Source organism: Erythrobacter sp. HI0063 (assembly GCF_001635685.1).
Classification (GTDB): Bacteria; Pseudomonadota; Alphaproteobacteria; order Sphingomonadales; family Sphingomonadaceae; genus Qipengyuania.
In genome coordinates, this window is record NZ_LWFF01000274.1 from 95,861 (window position 1) to 122,498 (window position 26,638).

The window sequence follows — 26,638 nt, forward strand, 5'->3', positions numbered from 1 at the left end:
CCAGATCGGACGGCACTCTAACCCTTCGCTGCGGGCGAAGTCGAGCGTGCGATGCGCTGTCTGATTTTGATCTCGCATTCGATGCGCACAGCAAAACGGCCGGTCCACTGGGACCGGCCGTCGATTGTTTCCGATTGTCGCGAGGCGTGACCGGATCAGGCGGGCTCGCGCTGATCGGCCGGGCGGTGATCGTGATAGTCGTGATGCTCTTCGATCACAGGCAAGGTTTCGAACTGGTGGAACGGCGGCGGACTGGACAGCGTCCATTCCAGCGTCGTTGCACCCGGACCCCACGGATTGTTGCCCACCTTCTTGCCCGCCACGAAGGCGTAGACGAGATTGGCGAAGAACAGCAGCATGCTGGCAGCCATGATGACATAGCCCCACGAGCTGATCGCGTTCCAGTATTCATAAGCCGGGGTGTAGTCAGGATAGCGGCGCGGCATGCCCTGGAGGCCCAGGAAGTGCTGCGGGAAAAAGATCACGTTCACGCCGATGAAGAAGCCCCAGAAATGCGCGTGAGCGAGAAATTCGCTGTGCATCCGGCCGCTCATCTTCGGGAACCAGTAGTAGAACGCCGCGAACAGCGAGAACACCGCACCCATGGAAAGCACGTAGTGGAAGTGCGCGACTACGAAATAGGTATCGTGGACCACATCGTCGATACCGCCATTGGCGAGATAGACGCCGGTCACGCCGCCCACGGTGAACAGGAAGATGAAGCCCATCGCCCACACCATAGGGGATTTGAACTCGATCGATCCGCCCCACATCGTGGCGATCCAGCTGAAGATCTTCACGCCGGTCGGCACCGCGATCACCATGGTCGCCGCCGTGAAATACATCTTGGTGTTCACGTCGAGGCCGACTGTATACATGTGGTGCGCCCACACGATGAAGCCGACCACGCCGATCGCAACCATGGCGTACGCCATGCCGAGATAGCCGAACACCGGCTTGCGGCTGAAGGTCGCCACGATCTGGCTGACCATGCCGAAGCCCGGCAGGATCATGATGTAGACTTCGGGGTGGCCGAAGAACCAGAACAGGTGCTGGTAGAGCACCGGATCGCCGCCGCCCGCCGGATCGAAGAAGGTCGTTCCGAAGTTACGGTCGGTCAGCAGCATGGTGATGGCGGCCGCAAGCACCGGCAGTGCAAGCAGCAGCAGGAAGGCGGTGACCAGCACCGACCACACGAACAGCGGCATCTTGTGCAGGGTCATGCCCGGCGCGCGCATGTTGAAGATGGTGGTGATGAAATTGGTCGCGCCAAGGATCGAGCCCGCGCCGGCAAGGTGCAGCGCGAAGATCGCGAAATCGACGGCCGGGCCCTGGCTACCCGTAGTGGATAGTGGCGCGTAGACGGTCCAGCCGGTGCCCGCACCGGGGCCGGTGCCGCCGGGAACGAACATCGAGAAGATGAGGCTGAAGAAGCCCGCAACGGTCAGCCAGAACGACACGTTGTTCATACGCGGGAACGCCATGTCCGGCGCGCCGATCATCAGCGGAACGAACCAGTTGCCGAAACCGCCGATCATGGCGGGCATGACCATGAAGAACACCATGATCAGGCCGTGTGCGGTGATGAACACGTTCCACATGTGGAGCGAGGTGTCGAAATCGGACGTGCCGCCCATCAGCTGGGCCCAATAGGTCAGGTACTGAATACCGGGCTCGTGCAGCTCGGCACGCATGATGCCTGAGATCGCGCCGCCGACGATACCCGCGACGATCGCGAAGATCAGGTAGAGCGTGCCGATGTCCTTGTGGTTCGTGGACATGAACCAGCGCGCGAAGAAACCGGGCGTGTGATGCGCGTCATGATCGTGCGCATGATCCTCGGTATGGGCCTGGAAATGGTCGGCGGTGGTAGCCATGGTCTGCTGTTCCTAGCGCTCGGTAAGTCGTCTGTTTCGTTCGATCGGTATCGGGCGGTCTATATCAGGTCGTCGGCGACGTGTCTTCAGTCGGCGGGGCACCTGCGCCCGGCGCGCCGGGCTCGGCGCTTTCGGGACCCTGGATCGGCGCCAGCTCGGGTGCGGCATCCTCGGCATCGCCGAAGGTACCACCCTGGGCGAGCACCCAGGCGCGCCACTGGTCGACCGGAAGAGCTTCGATCGCGATCGGCATATAGGCATGGCGCGCTCCGCAAAGCTCGGAACACTGGCCATAATACACGCCCGGCTCGTCGATCGTCAGCAGGCGCTCGTTCAGACGGCCCGGGATCGCGTCGATCTTGAACCACAGGCTCGGAATGGCGAAGCTGTGGATCACGTCCGCGCCGGTGGTCTGCAAGCGGATCGGCACGCCGACCGGAAGTACGAGACGATTGTCGACCGCCAGCTGCGGCGGCTCGCCCTCGGCGACGGCCTGCGCTTCGTCCTTCATGTTCGAAATGATCTCGAACCCGCCATTGTCGGGATAGGTGTAGCCCCAATACCACTGATACCCGGTCGCCTTGACGGTGACGGCATCTTCCGGCGGCGTTTCGTACTGACGCGCCAGCAGCGAGATGGAGGGAATCGCAATACCGACCAGGATCAGGACCGGAACCAGCGTCCAGGCCACTTCGAGCGCGGTGTTGTGAGTCGTCTTCGACGGGGTCGGATTGGCGCGGCGGTTGTACTTCACAACCACCCAGATGAGCAGAGCGAGCACGAACACGCTGATGACCACCATCACCCAGAACAGGCCGAAGTGAAGGCCGCGCGCGAATTTGCCGATTTCGGAATGCTGGTCCTGCACGTCGATACCGGCATAGACCGGCATGCCCTTACCTTCGGTCGGAGCCATCGGCGTGTAGCTGCTGCTCGGATCCACGACCGCATCGGGATCGGCGACTCCGGCCGCCTGATCGTCGGGCACCTGTTCGAGCGCGGCGGGCGGCGTGATCGCCGGAGCCGGAGCGACCAGATCGCCGGACTGCAGGGTCGTTTCCGATTGCGCCTGCGCCGGGTTCGCCGCGACGAAGGCGGCCGCGAAGGCGAGCGCCAACAGGACGACGAGGCCCGCAAGAATGCGGGAGAGGCCGGGGCGGGATGCGGTAGGATTAAGGATCGACATGCTGTTCCGCTTCGCTAGGCGGGTGCCCCTTCACGCGACAGGAGGGCTCCCCGTGATCGAAAAACGTCCTGGGCAGCGCATAAGCGCCCTATGCCCACGGGCCGGTTCGGAACGGCCTATAAGCGCGGTTTGCCCCGGCCTCAAGCGCGCGGGGAAAAAAATACGTTTTGCCTGGGAACCCAACCCGGTTCGCGCCCGGTGCTCGAAGAGCGGCAGTCTGCCCCAGGCGCTTATGGGGCTTGCAGAACGCACCACAACAGGCTTTGAACCCGCGCCATGAACGACCCCATGACAGACGAAACCATCCTCGCCGAATTTCGCGCCAGCGAAGCCCTGCTCGAAGGGCATTTCCTGCTCTCCTCCGGCCGCCATTCCGCGCATTACCTCCAATGCGCGCGCGTGCTCATGGATGCCGAGCGCGCAGGAAGGCTGGCCCGCGCGCTGGTCCAGCGCCTTCCGCGAGAGCTGCGCAACCGGATCGACATGGTGGTAAGCCCGGCCATGGGCGGGCTTATCATCGGGCACGAAATCGGCCGCGCGCTGGAAAAAGACGCGATCTTTCTGGAGCGCCCCGACGGCGTTTTTCATCTGCGGCGCGGCTTCCGGCTGGAAGCGGGACAGAAGGTGCTGATGGTGGAAGATGTCGTGACCACGGGGCTATCCAGCCGCGAGGCGATCGCAGCGGTGGCGCGCGAAGGCGGCGAGGTGATCGCCGAAGCGGCGCTGGTCGACCGCAGCAATGGGTCGGTCGATCTGGGCGTGCCTTTCTATCCCCTGCTCGACATCAACTTCCCGACCTATGCAGAGGACGATGTGCCGCCGGAACTCGCCGCCATTCCCGTGACCAAGCCCGGCAGCCGCGCCTGAGATGACGCGCGGCTCTCCCCTGCGCCTGGGCGTAAATATCGATCACGTCGCCACGATCCGCAATGCGCGCGGCGGCGATCATCCCGATCCGGTGCGCGCTGCTGAGATCGTGGCCAGCGTGGGCGGAGACGGGATCACCGCCCATCTGCGCGAGGATCGCAGGCATATCCGCGATGCCGATCTCAAACGCATTCAGGAAGCGACCGACCTTCCCCTGAATCTCGAAATGGCGGCGACCGAGGAAATGCTGGCCATCGCGCTGGCCCATGCGCCGTATGCAGCCTGCATCGTCCCCGAAAAACGCGAGGAACGCACCACCGAAGGCGGTCTGGATGCAGCGGGCCTGCATAACACTCTTGCCCCCATCGTCGATCGCCTGCGCGAGGCCGATATCCGCGTCTCGTTGTTCATCGAGGCGCAGGAGCGGCAATTGGACGCGGCCCTGCGGCTGGGCGCGCCGGTGGTCGAATTTCACACCGGGGAATACGCCCACGCCTTCGAATCCGGCGACAGCGAGCGGACCGCCCGCGAGCTGAAGCGCATTGCTGATATGGCCGCTCTTGCTGCCAAGAACGGGATCGAGCCGCATGCGGGCCACGGGCTGACGTACGAGAACGTCCAGCCGATCGCCGCCATTCCCCAGCTCGCGGAACTGAATATCGGACATTACCTGGTGGGCGAGGCGGTTTTCGTCGGCCTGGAACAGGCAGTGCGGCACATGCGCGAATTGATGGACGACGCGCGCTGATGGCGAAAGCCTCGTCATCGCGGGACGGTGTGCTGGCGCTCGCCGCAGCGATTCCGTTTCTCTTGAGCCTCGCCCTGCTCGGCTTCGCGCTGAGTCGGCAGACCCTGCTCGCCTTCGCGATCGGCTGGCCGCTGGTCCAGGTGTTCGGTTACGGCGGTTCCCTGAAGCTCGCGAAGGGCACAATCGACCATCCGCTCGTCAAGACGCAGATCGTCCTGCACTGGATGATGCTGGCCCTTTTCATCGCTATTCTGGTGCGCGCGACATGATTATCGGCCTCGGCTCGGACCTCTGCAATATCGAGCGAATCCAGTCCTCTCTCGACCGCTTCGGAGAACGCTTCGAAAATCGTGTCTTCACCGAGACGGAACGCGCCAAGGCGCGCAAGCGCCCTTTCACCATCGCCGGAACCTACGCCAAGCGGTTCGCCGCCAAGGAAGCGTTCTCGAAAGCGGTCGGCACCGGCTTCAGGCGCGGCGTGTTCATGAAGGATATCGGCGTCGTCAACGCTCCCTCGGGCGCACCCACGCTCGCGCTGACCGGAGGGGCTGCAAAGCGCCTTGCGGAAATGGTGCCGCCCGGCCATGAGGCGCATGTTCATCTCACCCTCACCGACGATCACCCATGGGCGCAGGCCTTCGTGATCATCGAGGCCTTCCCCGCATGAGTAGCTCCCCCGCCGTGACCAAACGCGCTTCCGATACAACGCAAGATGGCGAGGAAAACGTCAACTGGCTGGCCGAACTGCGCGGGCTTCTGGTGATGCTGTTGGCGGTGTTCGCCTTCCACAGTCTGGTGGCGAAGCCGTTCTACATCCCGTCCGAATCGATGATGCCGAACCTGCTGGTCGGCGATCGCCTGATCGTGAGCAAATATCCCTATGGCTGGAACTGGTCCTCGATCAGCTTCCACCTCGCCCCGCGTGGGGACTGGCGGATCATGGGATCGACGCCCGAATATGGCGACATCGTGATCCCCGTCCATCCGGAGCGGGACGAGGATTACATCAAGCGCGTGGTCGGCCGTCCGGGCGACCGGTTCGAGGTCAGGAACGGCCAGATCATCCTGAACGGTGTGCCCGTGCCCCAGAAGGTCGAGCCGCCGGTCGATATTCCGGTCGATCTCAATTCGACCTGCAACGACTATCCGGAAATGAAGACCACCCTGCCATCGGGCGAACGGGTGTGCGAAATGCCGATCCTGCGCGAAACGCTGCCCAATGGGGCGACTTATCGCATCATCGACCATCTCGATCAGGGGCTCGACAATTATCCCGAGATCGTGATCCCCGAAGGCCATGTCTTCGTGATGGGCGACAATCGCGACCATTCGGCAGACAGCCGCGCCAGCCTCGACGCGCTGGGCCTTGGCGGGCCCATCCCGCTGGAAAATATCGGCGGGCGTGCGGAATTCATCACCTTCTCGCTCGACGGGACGACGAACTGGAACCCGATCAGCTGGTTCACCTCACTACGGGAAGGCCGCGCCTTTACCACTCTGCGCCCACCCATCGTCGAGTCCGCCGCGCGCGCTTCGAAGGACTGATATATGGCAGACGGCGATTCTTCCGCTGACGGCAGCGCAGACGCCAAGGGCGAAGACAGAATCGGAACCAGTCCCTCCCGCCTGACCGATCCGGTAATGCGCGAAGAGATGCGGCGGGCCCTCGTCTGGGCAGGGGTGATCGGCCTGATCGCGCTTACGGTCTATATCTCGCGGTCGCTCCTGGTGGTGTTCGGCGCGCTGGTCTTTGCCGCCATGATCGATGGCGGCGCGCGCCTGCTCGGACGTATTCTGCCAATCGCACGCGCCTGGCGCGTGGCGCTCGTGCTGATCCTCTCCGTGCTCTTCTTCGTCTGGCTCGGCTATTTCGCGGGCTCGACGATTTCGAACGAAGCTGCGCAGTTCCCGGAGCTGGTCCAAGGACAGATTTCAGACCTGTTGGCTTGGGCGCAAGGCAAGGGCCTCCAGATCGATCAAAGCCAATTACAGAACTACGCGGGCAGCATCACCAGCGGCATCGGCACCCTGACCAGCGCGCTGGGCGGTATTCTGGGCGGCCTGACCACCATTGTCCTGATTTTGATCATCGGCATCTACGTCGCAGTGGAGCCCAGGCTTTACGAACGCGGCGTCGCCTGGATGATGCCGCGCGAGCGGCGCGATTCCTTCCACGTCACCGTCGCACGCATGGCGCATACGCTGCGCCGTCTCATGGCCGGGCGGCTGCTCGGCATGTTCGTCGAAGGCGTGTTCACGTACATCATGCTCGCCTGGGTGGCTCCACTGGTCGGGATCGGCGCAGTGCCGATGGCCTCGCTTCTGGCAATCCTGACCGGCCTTCTCGCCTTCGTGCCCAATCTGGGCGCGCTGGTGTCGGGCGTACTGATGGCGCTGGTCGGATTTTCGGGCGGGATGGATATGGGGATCTACACCATCGCAGTGTATTTCTTCGTCCAGAATTTCGATGGCTATGTCGTGATCCCGATGATCGCGAAAAAGACGGTCGACCTCGCGCCAGCGCTAGTCCTTGCCGCGCAATTGGTGATGGGGGTGCTGTTCGGCATCATCGGCATCTTCCTTGCAGATCCGCTGCTTGCGATGCTCAAGGTCGCGCTGGAACGCCGCGCGGAAGAGAACGAGGCCAAGGGCGAGCGGGTCGCGAGCCTTGCGGAAGGGTCCAAGAGTGGCGCGTAAGTTCCTGTATGTCATTGCTGTCCTGATCGTCCTCGTGATCCTGGGCGCGATCGCGCTGTCGATCTGGTCGCGGCAGGCGACCGAAATCGCCTTCGTTCCGCGCGGGGACTTCGTGGAGCAGGAACCGCTCGCCGAAAACGCCTATCAGGATCCGGCCATGTGGTATTCGCGCCCGGGCCTCGGCACCGACGATCCGGCGCGCTATCAGCCCGCCCTCGCCCCGGTTCCGGAAGACTCGGCGACCGAAACGCCTTCCCCGCAAGCGCCCGCCGCAGAACGTGGCCTCGGCACATCCGCGCCGGTGCTGGAGCCCGAGAGCAGCCGCCGAGCCGACCCGGTCGAGGCGGAGGAAATCCCCGATTTCGCGGTCTTCTTCGTGCCCCCAACAAGCTACATCCAGGCGGGAGGGGACTGGAACGCCTCGCTCGAAGACGGGCTGACCGACGATCGCGCGCGCCTGTTCCTGCGCGGCATGGCCAGCGCCTTCAATCGTGCCGACGAAATCTGGGCTCCGCGCTATCGCCAGGCGGCGGTCGGCGCCTTTCTGACCGACAGGCCCGAAGCGGTGATGGCGATCGACGCCGCCTATGCCGACGTGCGCGATTCCTTCCGCTATTTCCTCGACAGCGTCGATCCCGACAAGCCCATCGTGCTTGCGGGCCACAGTCAGGGCTCGCTCCATGTCCTGCGCCTGTTGATGGACGAGGTTCGCGGCACGCCCGTCAGCGACCGGATCGCAGCCGTCTACGCGCCCGGCTGGCCGATCTCGGTCGATCACGACCTGCCCGAACTGCCCTTCCCCGCCTGTGCTGCCGCCGGGCAGACCCAGTGTGTGCTATCGTGGTCGAGCTTTGCCGACGGGGGCGATCCCGATTTCATCATGCGCCGCTATTCCAGCACGCCCGGCTTCGATGGCGAGCCGCGCGGCGAAGGCCCGATCTTGTGCGTCAATCCGCTGACCGGCGGCACCGGCGGTTCGGCACCGGCGTCGCGCAATCTGGGTACGCTGGTGCCCGACGAGACGATGACGCGGGCCGATCTCGTGCCCGAAGCCGTCCCGGCACGCTGCGACGAGCGCGGCCTCCTCCTGATCGGCGATCCCCCGCGCATGGGCGAAGGCGTGCTGCCGGGCGACAATTACCACGTCTACGACATCCCCCTGTTCTGGGCGAATGTGCAGGCCGACGTAGTCGAGCGGGTGCGGGCATGGATCGACCAGCGCTCGTAACCGATTTCGCGCGGGATTTCGGCGATGCGCTGCCCGATGGCGGCGCGCTGCTGGGGCTCGATCTCGGCACCAAGACCGTCGGGATCGCGACCTGCGATGCCGGATGGCGCTATGCGAGCCCGGGCAAGACGCTGCCGCGCGGAAAATTCACCAAGGATTGCGGCAAATTGCGCGAAATCGTGAACGAACGGTCGATCGCGGGCATCGTCATCGGCCTGCCCCGCAACATGGATGGCAGCGAAGGCCCCCGCGCGCAGGCGAGCCGCGCCTATGCCAAGAACCTCGCCGCAGCGCTGGAGCTGCCGGTGCTCCTGTGGGACGAGCGCTGGTCGACCGCCAGCGCCGAAGCCGCGCTGATCGGCCAAGATATGAGCCGGGCCAAGCGCGCGACCCGGATCGACAGCCACGCTGCGGCAGTGATCCTCCAGGGCGCGATCGACAGCCTCGCGGGCAGCGCGTTCTAACCGCCCGGCCGTTTTCCCGGCTTGTCATTCCCCGATCCGGCGGGCAGACGCCCGCCCATGTCCGACACGCAAACCGCCTTCGATCTTGCCGCCGCCGCGCCCTTTTTGGCATCGCGCGCCCATAATGGCTGGCTTGGCCTGCGCTTTTCCGATCACGGAGAGGATTGGGTGGAGATGGAACTGCCCTGGCGCGATGATCTGCTGGGCGAGGAAGGCCGCGACGTGCTCGCCTCCGGGCCGATCGTCAGCCTGCTCGACATGGCCGGTGGACTGTCGATTTGGGCACGGATGGGCAAATTCCGCGCCATCGCCACGCTCGATCTGCGGGTCGATTACACCCGCCCCGCGCGCGAGCGAGCCTCGGTCTTCGGGCGCGTCCAGTGCTATCGTACAACGCGCTCCGCAGCTTTCGTGCGCGGCATCGCGCATGACGGCGATCCGGACGATCCGGTCGCGCATATGCAGGCGGTCTTCATGACGGTCGACAAGCGCACCGTCGATCTGCCGAGGGAAACGAGCGGGGAGACGGCCCGTGGCTGACACACCCGATATCGCCCTGCTGACGCCCTATGCCCGCTCGCTCGGCATTTCGCTCGACCGGTGGGACGGGGAAGCGCCCGTGCTGCGGGTGGACTTTTCCGAAGCGGTGCTGGGACGCCCCGGCGCGCTGCATGGCGGCGCGATCAGCGGCCTGCTGGAAACGGCGGGATATGGCGTGCTGCGCGCGGCATTGGCCCGCAGCGGGCGCGAGGCCGGTTTCGTGCCGATCAACATCACGGTCCAGTTCATGCGCGCCGGCAATGAAAAGCGCAGTTTCGCCCGCGCGCGCATCGTCAAGCTGGGACGGCGCACGGCCAATCTGTCGGTCGAAGCGTGGCAGGACGATCCGCTTAAGCCGATCGCCAGCGCGGTGATGAACGTGATGATCCGCGACGCGGATTAGAAGTTTTCGACGTCCGCCGCGCGCTCCTCGGCTTCGCGGCGTATCTCCTCGGCGCGGCGGCGTGCTTCTTCGATCCGTTCCGAATCGACGCGTACGCCCCCTTCGTTGAGGCGAATGTCGAACGGTTCGCCATTGAGATCGGTCGAATAGATCAGTTCGCCTTCGCGGATCTGCAGGCGCGAGCCGTCTTCCATCGGGATATCCGCACCGTCCGGCACATCGAGCGGTTCGACCGGCCCGCCCGGATCGGCCTGTTCGGTCGGGTTGCTGCGCGGTGCGGGGGCAGCGCCGATCGCCTGGCGCATGAAATCCCTCCAGATGCGCGCAGGCACCGTGCCGCCGCTGACCTTGCCGAGCGGGGAATTGTCGTCGTTTCCAACCCAGACGCCAACGACCAGCCGGTCCTCGCCCTCGCCCGCATAGCCCACGAACAGCGCATCGCGATTGTCCTGCGTGGTGCCGGTCTTGCCGTAATTGGGGACCGACAGCATGGCGGCACGGCCCGTGCCCGAATTGACCGCCTGGCGCAGCATGGCCTCCATCGCCTCGTGCTGGCGGCCGGACAGGCTGTCCGGCCCGTCCATCAATTTCTGCCACCAGCTTCGCTCGGGCCGGACGAAAGCGTGCGGCTCCACAGGGAAGGCATTGCCCGCAATCCCGGCATAGGCGGCGGTCAGCTCCAGAAGGCTCATCGTATTGGTGCCCAGCGCTAGGCTGGGATCGCCTTCGGCCAGCGCGGACGACACGCCGAGATCGCGTGCCGCCTGGATCACCGCCTCGCTCCCCACCTCGCCATACAGGCGCACGGCAGCGACATTGCTGGATTGGGCGAAGGCTTCGCGCAGCAGCAGGCTTTCGGAATAGCGGCCCAGCGCATTCTTGGGGCGATAGCTGCCTTGCACGATCTCGGTGTTGTCGATCCGGTCGTCGGGATCCCAGCCGTTCTGAAGCGCGGCGAGATAGACGAACAGCTTGAAGGTCGATCCCGGTTGGCGCTTCGCCTGCGTGGCCCGGTTGAACGGCGATTTGGCGTAATCGGTGCCCCCGATCATCGCCACCACCTCGCCATTCGGCCGCATCGCCACCAGCGCCACCTGTGCGCCGCCCAGAGAAGCCCGGCTCGTCACCTGCCGGGCGAAATTCTGCAACCGGCTGTCGAGCGTGGTGGTCAGGGTCTGCCGTTCGTAACCGCTTTCCGCCAGCTCGCGCGCCTGCGGCAGGGCCCAATCGGCGAAATAAGTGCCGGTCGGCAGGTCGCTCTTGGTCCTGACGTCGAGCGCGGGCGGACGAATGCGCGCCGCCTCGGCCTCGGTCAGATAGCCCGCCGCCACCATCGCGCCGACCACCGTCTGCATCCGCCGTTCGGCCCGCTCGTAATGCTTGACCGGATTGTAGCGCGAGGGCGCCTGCACCAGCCCCGCCAGCATCGCCGCCTGACTGTCGGTCAGGTTTTCGGGCTTGCGATAGAAGAAATGGAGGCTCGCTGCGCGCAGGCCGTAAACGTTGTCGCCGAAATAGGCGTTCGACAGATAGCGTTCGAGAATTTCGTCCTTGGTCAGCCAGCTTTCCAGCCAGAAGGCGATCAGCATCTCGCGCGCCTTGCGGGTCAGCGTCTGTTCGGACGTCAGGAAAGTGAATTTCGCGAGCTGCTGGGTGATGGTCGATCCGCCGCCATATCCGGTCCAGGCGGCACGCGCGATGCCGCGCGGATCGATCCCCCAATGCGAATAGAAGCGCCGATCCTCCACCGCCAGAAACGCCTCGACCACATGCGGCGGCAGCGTCGCGATCTTTACCGGCTCGTCCACGATTGCGCCATTGCGCGCGATCGGCGTTCCGTCGGCAGCCAGAAGCGTGATCTGCGGCGGCGCAATCGGCTCGAGCGATTTGTTGAGCGGCGCGGTGATCGCCAGCCAGGCGACCAGCAGAATGAATACGCCGATCGCGGCCGCGACAATACGAACCGCCCACCAGCGCTTGCGCCGGTCGCGCCAGTAAGCGGGCCGCCACCACGGAAGCCGTCGCCGCTCCTCGCTCTCGATCGCCTGGTCGACATGGCCGAGCCGGGCATCCCAGTCGTCATAGGCTGGCGTGCGGGGATCGGGACGGAAGCCCGTGAACCGCTCGTCGTCATCGTCGTCGGGATCGGGATCGGGGCCCAGCCCGTCATGCAGCGCGAAATATCCGCGATGCGGAGCAGGCTCCGCATCGTCGTTACGCTGGCGCCGGAAGGAATCGAACAGGCCCATCGCCTACTGTGCTAGTCTAACAACACAGTCATTTCTAGTGGGACGAAGCTTAACCCTTGCCGACCACGCTTTCGGGCAGGTCCTCGCCGAACACGCGCTGGTAGTATTCGGCCACCAGCATCCGCTCTTCCTCGTCGCATTTGTTGAGGAAGCTGAGGCGGAAGGCGAAGCCGACATCCTTGAAGATCGCATAGTTCTGCGCCCAGGTGATGACCGTGCGCGGGCTCATCACGGTCGAGATATCGCCATTGATGAAGCCCTGGCGCGACAGGTCGGCGACCTTGATCATGTCGGCCAGCATCTTCGGGTCGAGATCGGGGTTCTTCGCCGCGACGATGGCCTGCTCGGTCTCGGCGGGCAGATAGTTGAGGCCGACCACGATATTCCAGCGGTCCATCTGCCCCTGATTGATGGCCTGCGTGCCGTGATAAAGGCCGCTCGTATCGCCGAGGCCGACCGTGTTGGAGGTCGCGAACAGGCGGAAGTTCGGATCGGGCCGGATCACGCGGTTCTGATCGAGCAGCGTCAGCTTGCCCTGCTGTTCCAGCACGCGCTGGATCACGAACATGACGTCCGGGCGGCCCGCATCGTATTCGTCGAACACGAGCGCCACGGGGTGCTGCAAGGCCCAAGGCAGCAGGCCTTCGCGGAACTCGGTCACCTGCAATCCGTCGCGCAGCACGATCGCATCGCGCCCGATCAGGTCGATACGGCTGATATGCGCGTCCAGATTGATGCGGATGCACGGCCAGTTGAGGCGCGCGGCGACCTGTTCGATATGAGTCGACTTGCCCGTGCCGTGATAGCCTTGCACCATCACCCGGCGATCATGCGCGAACCCGGCGAGGATCGCCATGGTCGTATCGGGTTCGAACACGTAGCTGTCGTCCCGATCGGGCGTGCGCTCGTCCGGCTTGGAGAAGGCCGGGACCTGCCAGTCGATATCGATCCCGAACGTCTCGCGCACGTCCACCGTGGTGTCGGGCGCCGTCAGCACGGTTTTGGCGGAAGGTTCGAAGCTTTTGTCGGTCGTGTCGCTCATCGCAGGCGGACCTAGGCATTTATCCTGCGAGCGCCAACCCTATATTGGATAGCGATGCCGACAGATCCCCTTTCCGAACGCCTGCGCCTCGCCCTTGTCGGCAGGGTGCGCGCGGTGTTCAACGATGCGCAAAGCGGGGAACAGCCGGTGCCGCCATCGGGGGAGGCCATGTTCGAGAAGGACAGCCCGATCCGCATGGTCCATGCCGATGTCGTCGGCATGATGGTGGGCGGGATACGCGGGCTGCTGTTGCAGATGCTGCATCCCCACGCGCTGCAAGGCGTGCTCGACCATTCCAATTTCCGCGCCGACATGCACGGGCGGCTGCGCCGCACCGCGCGCTTCATCGCGACGACGACCTTCGGCCATCGGGACGAGGCGATGCAGGCGATCGAGCGAGTCAATCGTATCCACGCGAAAGTGGGCGGAACGCTACCCGACGGAACACCCTATTCCGCCACCGATCCCCGCACGCTCGCCTGGGTGCATGTGGCGGAGGCGACCAGTTTCCTCGCCGCTTATCTGCGCCACGTCCGTCCGGGCATGCCGGGGCACGAACAGGACGAATATTATCGCCAGTTCGCCGTGATCGCCCGCGCTCTTGGTGCCGATCCGGTCCCGCTGGACCGCAACGAGGCCGAAACGATCTTCCGCGACCTGCGAAGCGATCTGACGACGAGCCCCGAAGCGCGAGAGATCGCCGATCTGGTGCTCAACCAGCGGCCGGAAGGTGCGCCACCGGCAGTGCAGGCCATGCTCGGCGGCGAAGCAGTGGCGTTGCTACCGCCTTTCGCGCGATCCATGCTGGGGCTGGAGCGACCCGGCCTGTCCGCCCTGCCCGCCCGCGCCGCGACCTGGGGCATGGGCAAGACGCTGCGCTGGGCCTTCCGGCAAAGCTGACGGCGCGCTCAGGCGAAGGCCGAACTCTTGCGGAGCACCTGATAGGCCTCGACCACGCGGACCAGCCTATCTTCGAACTTGCGATCGCCGCCATTGCGATCTGGGTGATACCGGCGCACGAGCTCCGAATAACGGCGGCGCAGGCGCTGGCGATCCGTATCGAGCCCCAGCCCCATCGTATCGAGGGCCTTGGCCTCTTCCTTCGAAAACCGCCCATCCATGGCGAGATCGGCCTGGCGCTTCGCCCGGCTCTTGATCCCCGATGCGCGCGCCGCGATCGCGTCGAGCGGATCGTCGTAATCGGTCCAGCGCGGCATCCCGTCGACGCCCGCATTGGCGCGAAAGGTCGGGCTCTCGGTCCGCCACCCGCTCGACGGGGCCTGCGCATGCAGGATTTCTTCCGCGCTCATCCCTTCGAACCAGTCATAGCCCGCGTTGAATTCGCGCACGTGATCGAGGCACATCCAGCGCCAGCCACCCGGCCCGTCGAAGCCGTGGCCGTGGCCGGGCGCGCGGAATTCCCCCGGTTCGTTGCAGGCCGGATGCTCGCACACCCGCCCGTCCGCCTCGTATCGTCCATGAAACTTTGTCTGCCGCATTCGGTTGAGAATGGGGATTGGGCACGCATATGCAAAGCCCGGATACAGGAGATCGAACGCATGGCCGAAACCGTCCAGCAGGAAATGGAGCGCTTGCTCACCGAAGCTTTCAGTCCGACCCGGCTCGAAGTGATCAACGACAGCGCCAAGCATAGCGGCCACATGGGCGACGACGGGAGCGGGGAATCGCATTTCACCGTCGCGATCGAAGCGCCGGCCTTCGCCGACAAAAGCCGCGTGGAGCGCCAGCGCATGGTCAACAAGGCACTGGGCGACATTCCGGGCGAGCGCGTCCACGCGCTCGCCATTCAGGCTTCGGCCCCAACCCCATGAGCAGCGCTACCTTGAGCGACGAGACCAAGCCGCCGTACGATCTGTGGTATTGGCCCGGCATTCAGGGGCGCGGCGAATTCGTCCGCCTGTTCCTCGCCGCTATGGACCTTCGCTGGCGCGACCGTGCGCGCGATGCCGATGCGCAGGCGCTGGTCGAGGATATGGAAGCGCGCGCCGAAAACGGCTTCGCCCCTTATGCCCCCCCCCCTATCTCGTCGAGCGGGAGAGCGATTTCGCCATCGCGCAGGTCGCCCATATCGTAACCTGGTTGAACGAGAAGCATGGCCGCAGCACCGGCGATGCGGCGACCGACCTGCACCTCGTCCAGCTGCAGCTGACCATCACCGACATCGTCGCCGAAGTGCATGACGTTCACCATCCGATTGCGGGCAGCCTCTACTACGACGACCAGAAGGACGCGGCCAAAATCGCAGCGGAGAAATTCCGCGCGGAACGCATTCCCAAATATTTCGACCATTTCGAACAGGCCTTGGGCGTGATGGACGGCCCCTTCATGGCGGGCGAGAGCTGGAGCCATGTCGATACCTCGCTGTTCCAGCTGATCGAGGGACTGCGCTACGCTTTTCCTCAGCGGATGAAGGCGATCGAGGCCGATTATCCACGCCTTGTCGCCTGCCGCGACGCAGTCGCCAAGATCGAAGGCGTCGCCCGCTATCTGGACAGCGAGCGCCGGATCGCCTTCAACGAAGACGGTATCTTCCGTCACTATCCGGAGCTCGACGCCTCATGAGCAATATCGTCCAGACCCTCACACCGACCACTCACGATCTGGGCCAGTTTCAGGTGCGCCGCGTGCTTCCGTCGCGGGCGCGGAGCATGGTGGGGCCGTTCATCTTCGTCGACCAGTTCGGCCCCGCACAGCTCGACCTGGGATCGGGAATGGACGTGCGCCCGCACCCGCATATCGACCTCGCCACAGTGACCTGGCTGTTCGAAGGAGCGATCGACCATCGCGACAGTCTGGGCAGTTTTTCCACCATCCGGCCCGGCCAGGTCAATCTGATGACCGCCGGGCGCGGGATCGTGCATTCGGAACGCTCCCCTCAGGAAGAGCGCGATGCCGGGCCGAAGCTTTACGGCATGCAGACCTGGCTGGCCCTGCCCGATGGCCGCGAAGAAATCGACCCCGCGTTCGAAGCGATCAGCGACCTGCCCGTGATCGAAGACGGGCGCAGCAAGGCGATCGTGATCATGGGTGAATTATGGGGCGAACGGGCTGCAACCACCACTCACGCGGCCACGATCTACGCCAAAATCCTGCTGCAACCGGGCGGGGCGATCCCGATCGAAGACGAAGCGGACGAGCGTGCCGTAATGCTGGTCGGCGGCGAGGCGCGGATCGACGGTATCGCGCTGAAACTCTATGAATTGTCCGTGCTGAAGCCGGGCCGCGAGATGACGCTGGAAAGCGCTGGCGGAGCGCGGGTCATGCTGCTCGGCGGAGAGGCTTTCGCCACACGTCGTCATGCCTGGTGGAATTTCGTCAGTTCCAGCCGGGAGCGGATCGAACAGGCGAAGCAGGACTGGCGCGAAGGCCGCTTTCCGGCGGTTCCGGGCGATGCCGAGGAATTCATTCCGTTGCCCGAGGGCGCCCCCAAGACCGTGACCTATCCCTGAGGACGAATTTATGAGTTTCGACGACAAGACCGTGTGGATCACCGGCGCGAGCAGCGGCATCGGCGCGGCGCTGGCGCGCGACTGGGCCGGACGCGGGGCGCGGCTGATCCTGTCGGGGCGCGACGAGGCGCGGCTTGGCGAGGTCGCCCAATCGCTGGACACGGAAACACTCGTGCTTCCCTTCGACGTACGCGACGAGGCCGCGATGCAGCGGGCGAGCGAAGAAGCGGTGGCATGGCACGGCGTCGATATCTTCGTCGCCAATGCGGGGATTTCCCAGCGCAGCCCTGCCGTCGATACGGACTTCAAGGTCTATCGCGACATCGTCGAAATCGACCTCCTCGCTCAGATCGCCGCGACCCAGGCCTTGCTGCCCCATCTGGTCGAGCGCGGATCGGGAAAGCTGGTCTTCATTTCCAGCATCGCAGGCAAGGTCGGCGTGCCGTTGCGAACCGCCTATTGCGCCGCGAAGTTCGGCCTGATCGGCTATGCTGACGCGCTGCGGGCCGAATTGTCGCAGAGCGGTGTGGACGTCCATGTCGTGTGCCCCGGATCGGTCGCCACCGATGTCAGCCGCAATGCGCTGACGGGCCAGGGGGAACGGCGCGGCAAAAGCGACAAGGCGATCGACGACGGCATTCCGCCCAAGGAAGCAGCGAAGCGGATCGTCGATGCGATCGCATTGAACCAACGCGAGATCATCGTCGCCGAGGGAATGGAAGAAGCGATGGGCGAGTTACGCCGCACGCCGGACCAATTGCTCGATCAGGTCGCCGCGATGGTGGCGAAGGGATACATGGAGAAGATGCAGGGCGAGTGATTGCGCTCTAGGCGACCCACTCCACCCATTCCCCGTGCGGATGGGCGGTGGCAAGCTTCACCCAGGCATCGCCACCCGGCCAATACCGCACCCACAATTCGTGGCGGTGCGTGTCGCGATTGGCCTCGAGCGAAATCCATGCCAGCGGAGCCTCTGCGGTCGCCGAGGCGCCAGCCTCCACAATCGTCGCTTCGATCCGCTCGCGCTCTTCCTGCGGCACGTATTGCCATACCACCGAGTGCACCAGCGCGCGCGTGACACCGGGCTGCGTTTCGCCCGAGAGCATGTCCGCGACGAAGTCGCGGCCGCGCTGCCTTGCGATCTCGGGCGGGAAGCGGTTGGCCGCCTCGATCGCAGCGTCCATCCGCATGAACCGCGTGGTGAATTCGGGCCAGATATAGGCCTTGAGACGCAGGGCCTGGTCCGGGTCGGTCAAATCGACCGGCGCCAAGTCGCACCCCTTGGAACCGACGATGTCGAAATGCGCGTCGGGAGGGGGCGCGCCGCGCCATTCGGGCTTCAACTGCATGCCGGAGGTCGCCGGTCCCACGGTCACTCCGCCAAGGTCGAAACGATAGCGGCGCATCATCAGATTGATTCCCGCGCTGGAGCCGATCTCGAACAGGGAGAAATCTGCCGGCAATCCCTTGTCGGCGAGCCACAGCATCGCCGCAGCGTAGCCCCAACTGCGGCCCGCTTCGTTCGTCTGCGGCGGCCCGTCCAGCCATGGCAGCAGGAAGGCCTCGTTCCGCTCGATCGCATCGGCAACCAATGCGGTCGCATCGTTGGGGCCGAGCCCGTCGTAAATCGGGGCGAGCGCGGGTTCCTCCCCCGTAAGGTGCAAGGCGTGAAGCCCGCCAGCCAGCCGCAGCGGCAGCGCATCGGCAAGCGGCGGCCCGGCCCATTTACGCACGCGCAGCATCACCGTGCCGCCGCGATCCGTCTCGATCAGTTCGCGTAAGGCCTGATTGACGCTGGCAGTGATCGGCGCGCCGTTGTCGCGGCAATAGGCCACCTGGTTTTCGAAGGCGCGCTCGATTGCCTCCGGTCCGCGCGCCTGCGGATCCATCACTTTGTATTCCGCGTCGGCCATTCGTGTTGCCCTTTGTCCCACCGCTGCCTATCTGCCCGCACCATGCCGCAAAAGCTTACCTTCGCCGTGCCCAAAGGGCGCATCCTCGACGAGGCGCTGCCCGTTATGGCGCGCGCAGGCGTGGTGCCGGAAGACGCCTTCCACGACAAGGCGAACCGGTCGCTTACCTTCGCGACCACGCGGGAGGACATGCGCCTGATCCGCGTGCGCGCCTTCGACGTGGCGACCTTCGTGGCGCATGGCGCGGCGCAATTGGGCATTGTGGGATCGGACGTGATCGAGGAGTTCGACTATGCGGAGCTATACGCTCCGGTCGACCTCGATTTCGGCCATTGCCATCTTGCCGTCGCGGAACCGAAGGATGGCGCGCGCGATGTGTCGGGCGCGAGCCATCTGCGCGTAGCCACCAAATACCCCAACCTCACCCGCCGCCATTTCGAGCGTCAGGGTATCCAGGCCGAATGCGTCAAGCTGAACGGAGCCATGGAGATCGCGCCGGAGCTGGGCCTTGCCGGGCGCATCGTGGACCTGGTCTCGACCGGCACCACCCTGCGCGAAAACGGCCTGGTCGAGACCAGCCGCATTCTCGACATCTCCGCCCGCCTGATTGTCAATCGCGCCGCACTCAAGACCGACAGCCGCGTCGGCGCGCTGGTCGAAGCGTTCCGCGCCGATGCCGCGAAAAGGAAAGCCGCCTGATGCAATTCCTGACCCATGGAGAAGACGGCTTCGAGCGGGCGTTCGAACGCGTGGTGCGCGACCGGCGCGAAAGCGATGCCGACGTGGCGCGCGATGTCGGCCGCATCCTCAACGAAGTGCGCGAGCGGGGTGACAAGGCGCTGGTGGAATACACCATGCGCTTCGACGACCATCGCCTGACCGAGGATTCCGACTGGCGGATCACGGCGGAAGAATGCGCCGCGGCCCACGCCGCGCTGGACCCCGACCTGCGCGATGCGCTCCAGCTCGCCGCCGATCGCATCCGCGCCTATCACGAAGGCCAGCTGCCCCAGAACCGCGACTATACCGACGATATCGGGATGCGGATCGGCGCGCGCTGGAACGCAGTCGAGGCGGCAGGGCTTTACGTGCCCGGAGGCCGCGCGGCCTATCCCTCCTCGCTGCTGATGAACGCCATTCCCGCCAAGGTCGCGGGCGTCGACCGGCTGGTCGTGACGACGCCCACGCCCAAGGGCGAAAGCAATCCGCTGGTGCTCGCTGCGGCGCATATCGCCGGGGTGGACGAGATTTGGCGGGTCGGCGGGGCGCAGGCCGTGGCCTCACTCGCCTACGGGACGGACAGGATCGCCCGCGTCGACGTCGTGACCGGACCCGGCAATGCCTGGGTCGCGGAGGCCAAGCGCCAGCTCTACGGCGTGGTCGGCATCGACATGGTCGCGGGCCCAAGCGAAATCCTCGTCATCGCCGACAAGGACAACGATCCCGACTGGATCGCCGCCGATCTTTTGAGTCAGGCGGAACACGATCCCACCAGCCAGTCGATCCTCATCACCGACGACCGCAGCTTCGCGAAACTGGTCGAAGATGCAGTGGACCTGCAATTGATGAGCTTGCCGACTGCAAAGACCGCGCGAACGAGTTGGGAGGCGAACGGGTTGATCGTGGTGGTCGACACGCTCGACGATGCGATCCCGCTCGCCGATCGCCTCGCCGCCGAACACGTTCAGCTCGCCGTGGCCGATCCCGAACCGCTATTCGCGAAGCTGCGCCATGCGGGCAGCGTGTTCCTGGGGCGGACCACGCCAGAAGCCGTCGGCGATTACGTTGCCGGGCCAAATCACGTCCTTCCCACCGGGCGCCGCGCGCGCTTTGCCAGCGGATTGTCGGTGCTCGACTTCATGAAGCGCACCAGCTTCATCGACGCGAACCCCGAGGCACTCGCTGCGATCGGGCCGGCAGCCGTCGCGCTCGCCCATGCCGAGGGCCTGCCCGCCCACGCCAAATCCATCGAATTGAGACTGAAATGAGCCGCAACTCCCGCTCTCAGGCCCGCAGCGCCGCGCGCCTTGCCGCCGTCCAGGCGCTGTATCAGCGCCACATGGAAAAGACCCCGCTTCCCCGCCTGCTCGACGAATTCCATCAGCATCGGCTTGGACGAGAAATCGAAGGCGACGAATATGCCGATGCCGAGGTCGCCTTTTTCGACGATATCGTCGGCGGCGTGGACGCGCGGCGCGAGGAGATCGACGACAAGCTGACCGCGCGACTGGCGCAAGGGTGGACGCTCGCCCGGCTCGACAAGACCATGCTCCAGATCCTGCGCGCGGGCACATACGAACTGATCGCGCGCCCGGACATCAGCAAAGCCACCGCGATCAGCGAATATGTCGATGTGGCCAAGGCCTTCTTCGACGATCGCGAGGCGAAATTCGTCAACGGCGTGCTGGATGCGGTCGCCAAGGATGCCGGGCGCTGACGGAAGGCGATTTCATCGCCGCGCTCGGCTCGCTCGCCAGCCATCCGGCGGCGCGCGAGTTCAGGGACGACGCGGCGATCATCGCTGTCGGAGGCGAGCGCCTGATCTTCACGCACGATACGCTCGTCCAAGGTGTGCATGTTCGCGAAGGCGAAGATCCGGCGGATATCGCCTGGAAGCTTATCGCCGTGAATCTGTCCGATCTGGCGGCCAAGGGCGCGGAGCCGGTGGGTGTTCTCGTCGGCCACATGCTCGGCGAAGGCGATGACCGTTTCGTCGAAGGCCTAAGCCAGATACTTACCGAATACGACGTGCCCCTGCTTGGCGGAGACACAGTCCGCGCGGAGGGGCGCAGAGTGTGGGGCTGCACCGCGATCGGGCGCGCAACGTCGGACCCGGTGCCAGACCGGCGCGGCGCGCAGGTGGGCGATGCGGTCTATGTCACCGGCACCCTCGGGTGTGCCATGCTCGGCTTCGAGAGACCCGAAGGAGAGCACGATCTCGCCTATCGCCGCCCGCGCCCACGGCTGTGCGAAGGGCGCGCTCTCGCGCCGATCGTCACCGCGATGATGGACGTCTCCGACGGGTTGCTGCTCGATTGCTGGCGGCTGGCCGAAGCGAGCGGGACGCGCATCGAAGTCGACAGCTCAACAATACCCGTCGCCAATCCGACGCGCCGCGACGAGTGCCTGCGCTGGGGCGACGATTACGAATTGCTGTTCACCGCGCCCGCCGATGTCGAGCTTCCGATCGCAGCCAGCCGGATCGGCACGGTCGTGGCGGAGGGGCCGGCCCTCATCCTCGACGGAGAGGCGCTCTCCCGCTCCGACGGGCTCGGGTACAGCCATTAGGAAAATTGCGCGGCGCGGGCCCGACGACGCATAAAAGCCCGCGCGATTGCGCCTTGCCACGCAATCCTCCCCGCTTATACCTTTCCCCTATGTGCACCGGCGTTCCCTCGCCGGGAGACACGATAAAAACAAATGTGGGAGGGGAACTTGGAACTCATCTGGATAGCCATCGTGCTTGGCCTGCTCGCGGTCGTGTACGGTTTCGTCACCAGCCGACAGGTGCTGGCATCGGGTACGGGCAATGCCCGTATGCAGGAAATCGCCGCCGCCATTCAGGAAGGGGCGCAAGCCTATCTGAAGCGGCAATATATCACGATCGCCTTCGTCGGCGTGGTCGTGGCCATTCTCGTCGGCGTGTTTCTGGGCGCGATCCCGGCGGTCGGCTTCGTCATCGGAGCCATCCTGTCGGGCGTGGCGGGCTTTATCGGGATGAACATCTCGGTGCGGTCCAACGTCCGCACCGCCGCCGCCGCGCAAAGCGGGCTGCAACAGGGCCTCACCCTCGCCTTCCGTGCGGGCGCGATCACCGGCATGCTCGTGGCGGGCCTAGCCCTCCTCGCGATCGCGGTGTTTTTCTGGTATCTCGTCGGTCCGGCGGGCTACGCCGCGAACGACCGTGCGGTGATCGACGGGCTGGTCGGGCTCGCCTTCGGCGCTTCGCTGATTTCGATCTTCGCGCGCCTCGGCGGCGGAATCTTCACCAAGGCCGCCGATGTCGGCGCCGACCTCGTTGGCAAGGTCGAGGCCGGTATTCCGGAGGACGATCCCCGCAACCCCGCCGTCATCGCGGACAATGTCGGCGACAATGTGGGCGATTGCGCAGGCATGGCCGCCGATCTGTTCGAAACCTACGTCGTCACGGTGGGCGCCACCATGGTCTTGACCGCGCTGCTGTTCGGCGAGCGGCTGGGCGATGCGCTGCTGCCGATGATGGCCCTGCCGCTGCTCATCGGGGGTGCCTGCATCCTCACCAGCATCATCGGCACCTATTTCGTCAAGCTCGGCAAGAGCCAGAACGTGATGGGCGCGATGTACAAGGGCTTCACCGTCACCGCCGTGCTTTCGATCCCGCTGATCTGGCTGGTCATGAATTACGCACTGGGCGGGATGGACGCCGTCATCGGGGCGGAGGCAACCGGAGTCGATCCGGGCGCGCCGTTGGCCGAAGAGGGAGTCACCGAACAGGTCGTGACGCTGACCGGCTGGGCGCTGTTCTGGTGCTCGGTCATCGGGCTCGCCATCACCGGGCTCATCATCTGGATCACCGAATATTACACCGGCACCAATTACCGCCCGGTGAAATCGATCGCCAAGGCTTCGGAAACGGGCCACGGCACCAATGTGATCCAAGGCCTGGCCATCAGCCTGGAATCGACCGCGCTGCCCACTCTGCTGATCGTGGCGGGAATCATCTCCACCTTCCAGCTCGCCGGCCTGATGGGCATCGCCTATGCGGCCACCGCGATGCTGGCGCTGGCAGGTATGGTCGTGGCGCTCGATGCATACGGGCCGGTCACGGACAATGCCGGGGGCATCGCCGAAATGGCGGGCCTCGACGACAGCGTGCGTGAAAAGACCGACCTGCTCGATGCAGTGGGCAACACGACCAAGGCGGTGACCAAGGGGTATGCGATCGGATCGGCGGGCCTCGCCGCTCTCGTCCTGTTCGCCGCCTACACCACCGATTTGGCCGAGTTCTTCCCGAATGCGGACGTCGATTTCTCTCTTGAGAACCCATACGTCATCGTCGGGCTGCTGCTCGGCGCGCTACTGCCCTATCTGTTCGGGGCGATGGGGATGACCGCCGTGGGCCGCGCGGCGGGCGATGTGGTCAAGGACGTGCGCGAACAGTTCGCGGGCGACTCCGGCATCATGGCGGGCACCAGCAAGCCCGATTACGCCCGCACGGTGGACCTGGTGACGAAGGCCGCGATCAAGGAGATGATCGTGCCCTCGATGCTGCCGGTTTTGGCGCCGATCGTGGTCTATTTCGTCATCACACTGATCGCGGGGCAGGAAAACGGCTTCGCGGCTCTCGGCGCCCTGCTGCTCGGCGTAATCGTGGGCGGCCTGTTCGTCGCGCTGTCGATGACGGCAGGCGGCGGCGCGTGGGACAACGCCAAGAAATACATCGAGGACGGCAATCACGGCGGCAAGGGCTCCGAAGCCCACAAGGCCGCGGTGACGGGCGATACGGTCGGCGATCCCTACAAGGATACGGCCGGTCCGGCGGTCAATCCGATGATCAAGATTACCAATATCGTCGCTCTGCTTTTGCTGGCAGCCTTGGCTGCCGGCTGATCGTCTCAATTCGCAGTGAAAGCGAACCCCGTCGGAAGCGATTCCGGCGGGGTTTTTCCTTGCAAGAGGTCCTCGTATCCGTATTATTTCGCTCCGGAGCGGGGCCTTTAAGAAAAACATTGTGTTTGTTTCAGTTCGCCCCGTGGCAGCGCCTTTGTTGGCGCGCCTTGGACAAGACGGATTTCGACTGGAGGGACGCATATGACTATTTTTGGAAAAGCCGCACGACGGGGTTCTAGCCGCCTCGCCATGGCGCTCGCGATCGGGGCGCTGGGTACTGTAGGCATCGCGAATTCGGCACCGGCGGTGGCGCAGGCCGCTGCGCAGGAACACAAGCGCATGCCGATTTCGGAGATCGGCACCCTGCCGAATACGCAGCAGGTTCGCATTTCGCCCGAAGGCAATCGCCTCGCGATGACCATCAACAATGACGGTCAGGAAGTCTACGCGGTCCTCAATCTGGATGAAGCAAATCCGACGCCGAAGATCTTCGCTTCGTCCGGCGAATTCATGGAAGCCGGGGATCGTACCGTGGGCTTCTATCGCTGGATCGGGAACGATCATATCGTCTTCCAGCTGGTCAGCCGCGAAAATTTCGGCGGCCAGCGGGGCGACATGGCGCGCCTCGTGTCGTTCAACGTAAACACTGGCAAGATGGAACCGCTGGTCTGGCGGGACAGTGGCGGTAATGCCAGCACCATCCTCCATGTCGATCATTCGACCGGCAAGTTCCTGCTCGAACGACAGAATCTGAGCTACGATAGCGGCGCGGACCGGAATCGCCCCGAAGTGGTCGAAGTCGATGTCGCGACCGGCAAGTTCCAGCGCGTGCAGCGCCCCAACCTCGCCGTTTACGGCTGGTTCGCTGATGGCGACGGCAACATCCGCGGCGGATCGAGCTATGATGGCGATACCGGACAGGACCGGCTGCTTTACCGTTCCGATGGCAGCGGAAACTTCAAGACTGTCCAGAAGGTGAAGGACGAGGACTTCACCGGAGCCGGGATCAGCCCCTCGATCTTCCTCGACGAACCGGACATGGCGATCGCGACCAGCAATCACGACGGTTTTACCAAGGTCTACAAGGTCAATATGCAGACCATGGAAATCGTGGAGGAAATCTTCGGTGTCGAAGGCTACGATGTCGGCGGCACGAGCGCGAACAAGGACGGGAACGCCCTCGGAAGCGTTTCGTATGTGACCGATCGCAGCCGCGTCAAATATTTCGACCCGCAGCTGAAGGCCGTGCAGGAGCAGATCCTCGACGATTCCTTTGGCAAGGATAACGCCCGCATCATTTCGACCAGCGAAGACATGACCAAGCTGGTCATCTATGTCGCGGAAACCAATCAGGCCGGTGGATTCTACTATTACGATATCCAGTCGGGCGATTTCCGCCAGATCGGCTGGTCGAACAACGTTCTGAAGGATGCAAAGCTCAACCCGGTGGAAATGGTGCGCTATCGGGCGAGCGACGGCGAAATGATCGAAGCGGCGGTGACCATGCCGCGCCATCGGATGGGCCAGAAGAACCTGCCGGTCGTGATGATCACGCATGGCGGCCCGTTCGGCCCTCGCGACAATGCCGAGTTCGAACCCTGGGCGCAGGCGATGGCGGAACAGGGCTATGTCGTGGTGCAGCCGAACTATCGTGGCTCGGGCGGCTATGGCAGCGAATGGATCAAGAAGGGCCGTGACGATGGGTTCGGCCTGCGTATGCAGGACGATCTCAACGACGCGATCACCCACCTTGCACAGCAGGGCGTGGTGGACGCGGACCGCGCCTGCATGATGGGCTGGTCCTATGGCGGCTATGCCTCGGCTCGTGCGGCCCAGCGCGATCCCGACAAGTGGAACTGCACGATCGCCGGCGCTGGCGTCTACGATCTCGGCCTGATGCGGCGTTACGATGTTGGATATCTCGGCAAGTTCGGCTCGAATTATCTGGCAAAGGGTGCGGCAGATCTCGATTCCGTCAGCCCCGCGAAAAACGCATCGGGTGACTGGGCGCCGATCCTGATCGTCCATGGCGTGCGCGACGCGCGCGTTCCGGTCGAACAGGCTCGCACGCTCGTCAGCGCGCTCAAGAGTGCGGGCAAGCAGGAAGGCAAGGATTTCGTGTATCTCGAACAGCCGAAGAACACGCATAACCTTCCCTACGACTATACTCGCATCGAATGGCTGGGCGCGGCTGCGGCCTGGCTGGAAAAGCACAATCCGGCCTATGTTTCGTCCGATCCCGATTTCGCATCGAAACCGGCCCTGGACGCTTCGGCGGTCAAGATGGCCAAGGAGTTGGACATCACGATCTGAACTGAGCCATTCGAACTATCTTCGTAAGGGAGCGGCGGGCCGAGCGTCCGCC

Annotated in this window: 28 protein-coding genes; 22 read left to right on the forward strand and 6 right to left on the reverse strand. The window is 64.6% G+C overall.

From position 1 onward, the window contains the following. Nucleotides 1-155: 155 nt before the first annotated feature. The gene (gene ctaD / locus A3736_RS09055; RefSeq protein ID WP_067681954.1) at nucleotides 156-1,877 is read right to left on the reverse strand and encodes a cytochrome c oxidase subunit I; all 1,722 of its coding nucleotides are present in this window, start codon (nucleotides 1,875-1,877) and stop codon (nucleotides 156-158) included. 64 nt (nucleotides 1,878-1,941) lie between these two features. Next, nucleotides 1,942-3,063: a cytochrome c oxidase subunit II gene (coxB, locus tag A3736_RS09060; RefSeq protein ID WP_082851409.1), complete on the reverse strand. Its 1,122-nt coding sequence runs from the start codon at nucleotides 3,061-3,063 to the stop codon at nucleotides 1,942-1,944. Between the two features lie 288 nt (nucleotides 3,064-3,351). On the opposite strand from coxB, the gene pyrE reads away from it, so the two are divergent. Genes pyrE through A3736_RS09110 form a run of 10 tightly spaced genes read left to right on the forward strand, consistent with a single transcriptional unit; the run spans nucleotide 3,352 to nucleotide 10,010 of the window. Then, nucleotides 3,352-3,930, forward strand: coding sequence for an orotate phosphoribosyltransferase (gene pyrE, locus A3736_RS09065; protein WP_067682115.1), 579 nt, complete (start codon nucleotides 3,352-3,354; stop codon nucleotides 3,928-3,930). Nucleotide 3,931: 1 nt separating this feature from the next. Further along, nucleotides 3,932-4,678: a pyridoxine 5'-phosphate synthase gene (locus tag A3736_RS09070; RefSeq protein ID WP_067681956.1), complete on the forward strand. Its 747-nt coding sequence runs from the start codon at nucleotides 3,932-3,934 to the stop codon at nucleotides 4,676-4,678. Beyond that, nucleotides 4,678-4,947: a hypothetical protein gene (locus tag A3736_RS09075; protein ID WP_067681958.1), complete on the forward strand. Its 270-nt coding sequence runs from the start codon at nucleotides 4,678-4,680 to the stop codon at nucleotides 4,945-4,947. The genes A3736_RS09070 and A3736_RS09075 overlap by 1 nt, the downstream gene beginning before the upstream one ends. Beyond that, nucleotides 4,944-5,345 carry a holo-ACP synthase gene (gene acpS / locus A3736_RS09080; protein WP_067681961.1) on the forward strand — a complete coding sequence of 134 codons (402 nt, stop codon included), beginning with the start codon at nucleotides 4,944-4,946 and terminating at the stop codon, nucleotides 5,343-5,345. The genes A3736_RS09075 and acpS overlap by 4 nt, the downstream gene beginning before the upstream one ends. Then, a complete protein-coding gene (gene lepB, locus A3736_RS09085) occupies nucleotides 5,342-6,223 on the forward strand; it encodes a signal peptidase I (RefSeq protein WP_067681967.1) in 882 nt (293 codons plus the stop codon). The genes acpS and lepB overlap by 4 nt, the downstream gene beginning before the upstream one ends. 3 nt (nucleotides 6,224-6,226) lie before the next feature. Then, a complete protein-coding gene (locus tag A3736_RS09090; protein ID WP_067681969.1) occupies nucleotides 6,227-7,375 on the forward strand; it encodes an AI-2E family transporter in 1,149 nt (382 codons plus the stop codon). Then, the gene (locus A3736_RS09095; RefSeq protein WP_067681972.1) at nucleotides 7,365-8,603 is read left to right on the forward strand and encodes a DUF3089 domain-containing protein; all 1,239 of its coding nucleotides are present in this window, start codon (nucleotides 7,365-7,367) and stop codon (nucleotides 8,601-8,603) included. Before A3736_RS09090 ends, A3736_RS09095 begins: the two co-directional genes overlap by 11 nt. Then, nucleotides 8,582-9,067 (forward strand): Holliday junction resolvase RuvX, encoded by a 486-nt coding sequence (gene ruvX, locus A3736_RS09100; RefSeq protein WP_067681975.1) that lies wholly within the window; start codon nucleotides 8,582-8,584, stop codon nucleotides 9,065-9,067. The genes A3736_RS09095 and ruvX overlap by 22 nt, the downstream gene beginning before the upstream one ends. Before the next feature lie 57 nt (nucleotides 9,068-9,124). Then, nucleotides 9,125-9,607 carry a PaaI family thioesterase gene (locus A3736_RS09105; protein WP_067681977.1) on the forward strand — a complete coding sequence of 161 codons (483 nt, stop codon included), beginning with the start codon at nucleotides 9,125-9,127 and terminating at the stop codon, nucleotides 9,605-9,607. Beyond that, nucleotides 9,600-10,010 (forward strand): PaaI family thioesterase, encoded by a 411-nt coding sequence (locus tag A3736_RS09110; RefSeq protein WP_067681981.1) that lies wholly within the window; start codon nucleotides 9,600-9,602, stop codon nucleotides 10,008-10,010. The genes A3736_RS09105 and A3736_RS09110 overlap by 8 nt, the downstream gene beginning before the upstream one ends. Here the strand turns inward: A3736_RS09110 and A3736_RS09115 are convergent. Further along, nucleotides 10,007-12,259, reverse strand: a complete 2,253-nt coding sequence (locus tag A3736_RS09115; protein ID WP_067681982.1) for a transglycosylase domain-containing protein — start codon at nucleotides 12,257-12,259, stop codon at nucleotides 10,007-10,009. The genes A3736_RS09110 and A3736_RS09115 overlap by 4 nt on opposite strands. A 49-nt stretch (nucleotides 12,260-12,308) precedes the next feature. Next, nucleotides 12,309-13,301, reverse strand: coding sequence for an AAA family ATPase (locus A3736_RS09120; RefSeq protein WP_067681987.1), 993 nt, complete (start codon nucleotides 13,299-13,301; stop codon nucleotides 12,309-12,311). A 54-nt stretch (nucleotides 13,302-13,355) separates the two neighbouring features. Here A3736_RS09120 and A3736_RS09125 point away from each other — a divergent pair, with 54 nt between their 5' ends. After that, entirely contained in the window at nucleotides 13,356-14,201 is an 846-nt protein-coding gene (locus tag A3736_RS09125) for an oxygenase MpaB family protein (protein WP_067681989.1), read from the forward strand. A gap of 8 nt (nucleotides 14,202-14,209) precedes the next feature. On the opposite strand, the gene A3736_RS09130 is transcribed toward A3736_RS09125, so the two are convergent. Further along, on the reverse strand, nucleotides 14,210-14,800 hold the full coding sequence (locus A3736_RS09130) for a J domain-containing protein (protein ID WP_067681990.1): 591 nt from the start codon (nucleotides 14,798-14,800) through the stop codon (nucleotides 14,210-14,212). A gap of 60 nt (nucleotides 14,801-14,860) precedes the next feature. Between A3736_RS09130 and A3736_RS09135 the strand changes: the two genes are divergently transcribed. From A3736_RS09135 to A3736_RS09150, 5 genes are read left to right on the forward strand one after another with little or no spacing between them, the layout of a single operon-like run. Beyond that, the gene (locus tag A3736_RS09135; protein WP_067681995.1) at nucleotides 14,861-15,133 is read left to right on the forward strand and encodes a BolA family transcriptional regulator; all 273 of its coding nucleotides are present in this window, start codon (nucleotides 14,861-14,863) and stop codon (nucleotides 15,131-15,133) included. Beyond that, nucleotides 15,130-15,396, forward strand: a complete 267-nt coding sequence (locus A3736_RS17990) for a hypothetical protein (RefSeq protein ID WP_233999333.1) — start codon at nucleotides 15,130-15,132, stop codon at nucleotides 15,394-15,396. Before A3736_RS09135 ends, A3736_RS17990 begins: the two co-directional genes overlap by 4 nt. A 5-nt stretch (nucleotides 15,397-15,401) precedes the next feature. Further along, nucleotides 15,402-15,884, forward strand: coding sequence for a glutathione S-transferase C-terminal domain-containing protein (locus tag A3736_RS17995; RefSeq protein WP_233999334.1), 483 nt, complete (start codon nucleotides 15,402-15,404; stop codon nucleotides 15,882-15,884). Continuing rightward, nucleotides 15,881-16,771 (forward strand): pirin family protein, encoded by an 891-nt coding sequence (locus tag A3736_RS09145; RefSeq protein ID WP_067681998.1) that lies wholly within the window; start codon nucleotides 15,881-15,883, stop codon nucleotides 16,769-16,771. The genes A3736_RS17995 and A3736_RS09145 overlap by 4 nt, the downstream gene beginning before the upstream one ends. A gap of 10 nt (nucleotides 16,772-16,781) precedes the next feature. Beyond that, entirely contained in the window at nucleotides 16,782-17,591 is an 810-nt protein-coding gene (locus A3736_RS09150; protein WP_067682001.1) for an SDR family NAD(P)-dependent oxidoreductase, read from the forward strand. A gap of 7 nt (nucleotides 17,592-17,598) precedes the next feature. On the opposite strand, the gene A3736_RS09155 is transcribed toward A3736_RS09150, so the two are convergent. Then, nucleotides 17,599-18,684, reverse strand: coding sequence for a DUF2332 domain-containing protein (locus tag A3736_RS09155; protein ID WP_082851410.1), 1,086 nt, complete (start codon nucleotides 18,682-18,684; stop codon nucleotides 17,599-17,601). Nucleotides 18,685-18,726: 42 nt separating this feature from the next. Between A3736_RS09155 and hisG the strand changes: the two genes are divergently transcribed. The 6 genes from hisG to A3736_RS09185 all read left to right on the forward strand — a co-directional run bounded on the left by hisG (nucleotide 18,727) and on the right by A3736_RS09185 (nucleotide 26,586). Then, a complete protein-coding gene (hisG, locus tag A3736_RS09160) occupies nucleotides 18,727-19,383 on the forward strand; it encodes an ATP phosphoribosyltransferase (RefSeq protein ID WP_067682004.1) in 657 nt (218 codons plus the stop codon). Continuing rightward, nucleotides 19,383-20,672, forward strand: a complete 1,290-nt coding sequence (gene hisD / locus A3736_RS09165; protein WP_197465564.1) for a histidinol dehydrogenase — start codon at nucleotides 19,383-19,385, stop codon at nucleotides 20,670-20,672. The genes hisG and hisD overlap by 1 nt, the downstream gene beginning before the upstream one ends. Next, nucleotides 20,669-21,121, forward strand: coding sequence for a transcription antitermination factor NusB (nusB, locus tag A3736_RS09170; RefSeq protein ID WP_067682007.1), 453 nt, complete (start codon nucleotides 20,669-20,671; stop codon nucleotides 21,119-21,121). Before hisD ends, nusB begins: the two co-directional genes overlap by 4 nt. Then, entirely contained in the window at nucleotides 21,118-21,972 is an 855-nt protein-coding gene (gene thiL / locus A3736_RS09175; protein ID WP_067682125.1) for a thiamine-phosphate kinase, read from the forward strand. Before nusB ends, thiL begins: the two co-directional genes overlap by 4 nt. Nucleotides 21,973-22,119: 147 nt before the next feature. Further along, nucleotides 22,120-24,273, forward strand: coding sequence for a sodium-translocating pyrophosphatase (locus tag A3736_RS09180; RefSeq protein WP_067682128.1), 2,154 nt, complete (start codon nucleotides 22,120-22,122; stop codon nucleotides 24,271-24,273). A gap of 201 nt (nucleotides 24,274-24,474) precedes the next feature. Next, on the forward strand, nucleotides 24,475-26,586 hold the full coding sequence (locus A3736_RS09185; RefSeq protein WP_082851411.1) for a S9 family peptidase: 2,112 nt from the start codon (nucleotides 24,475-24,477) through the stop codon (nucleotides 26,584-26,586). Nucleotides 26,587-26,638: the final 52 nt, after the last annotated feature.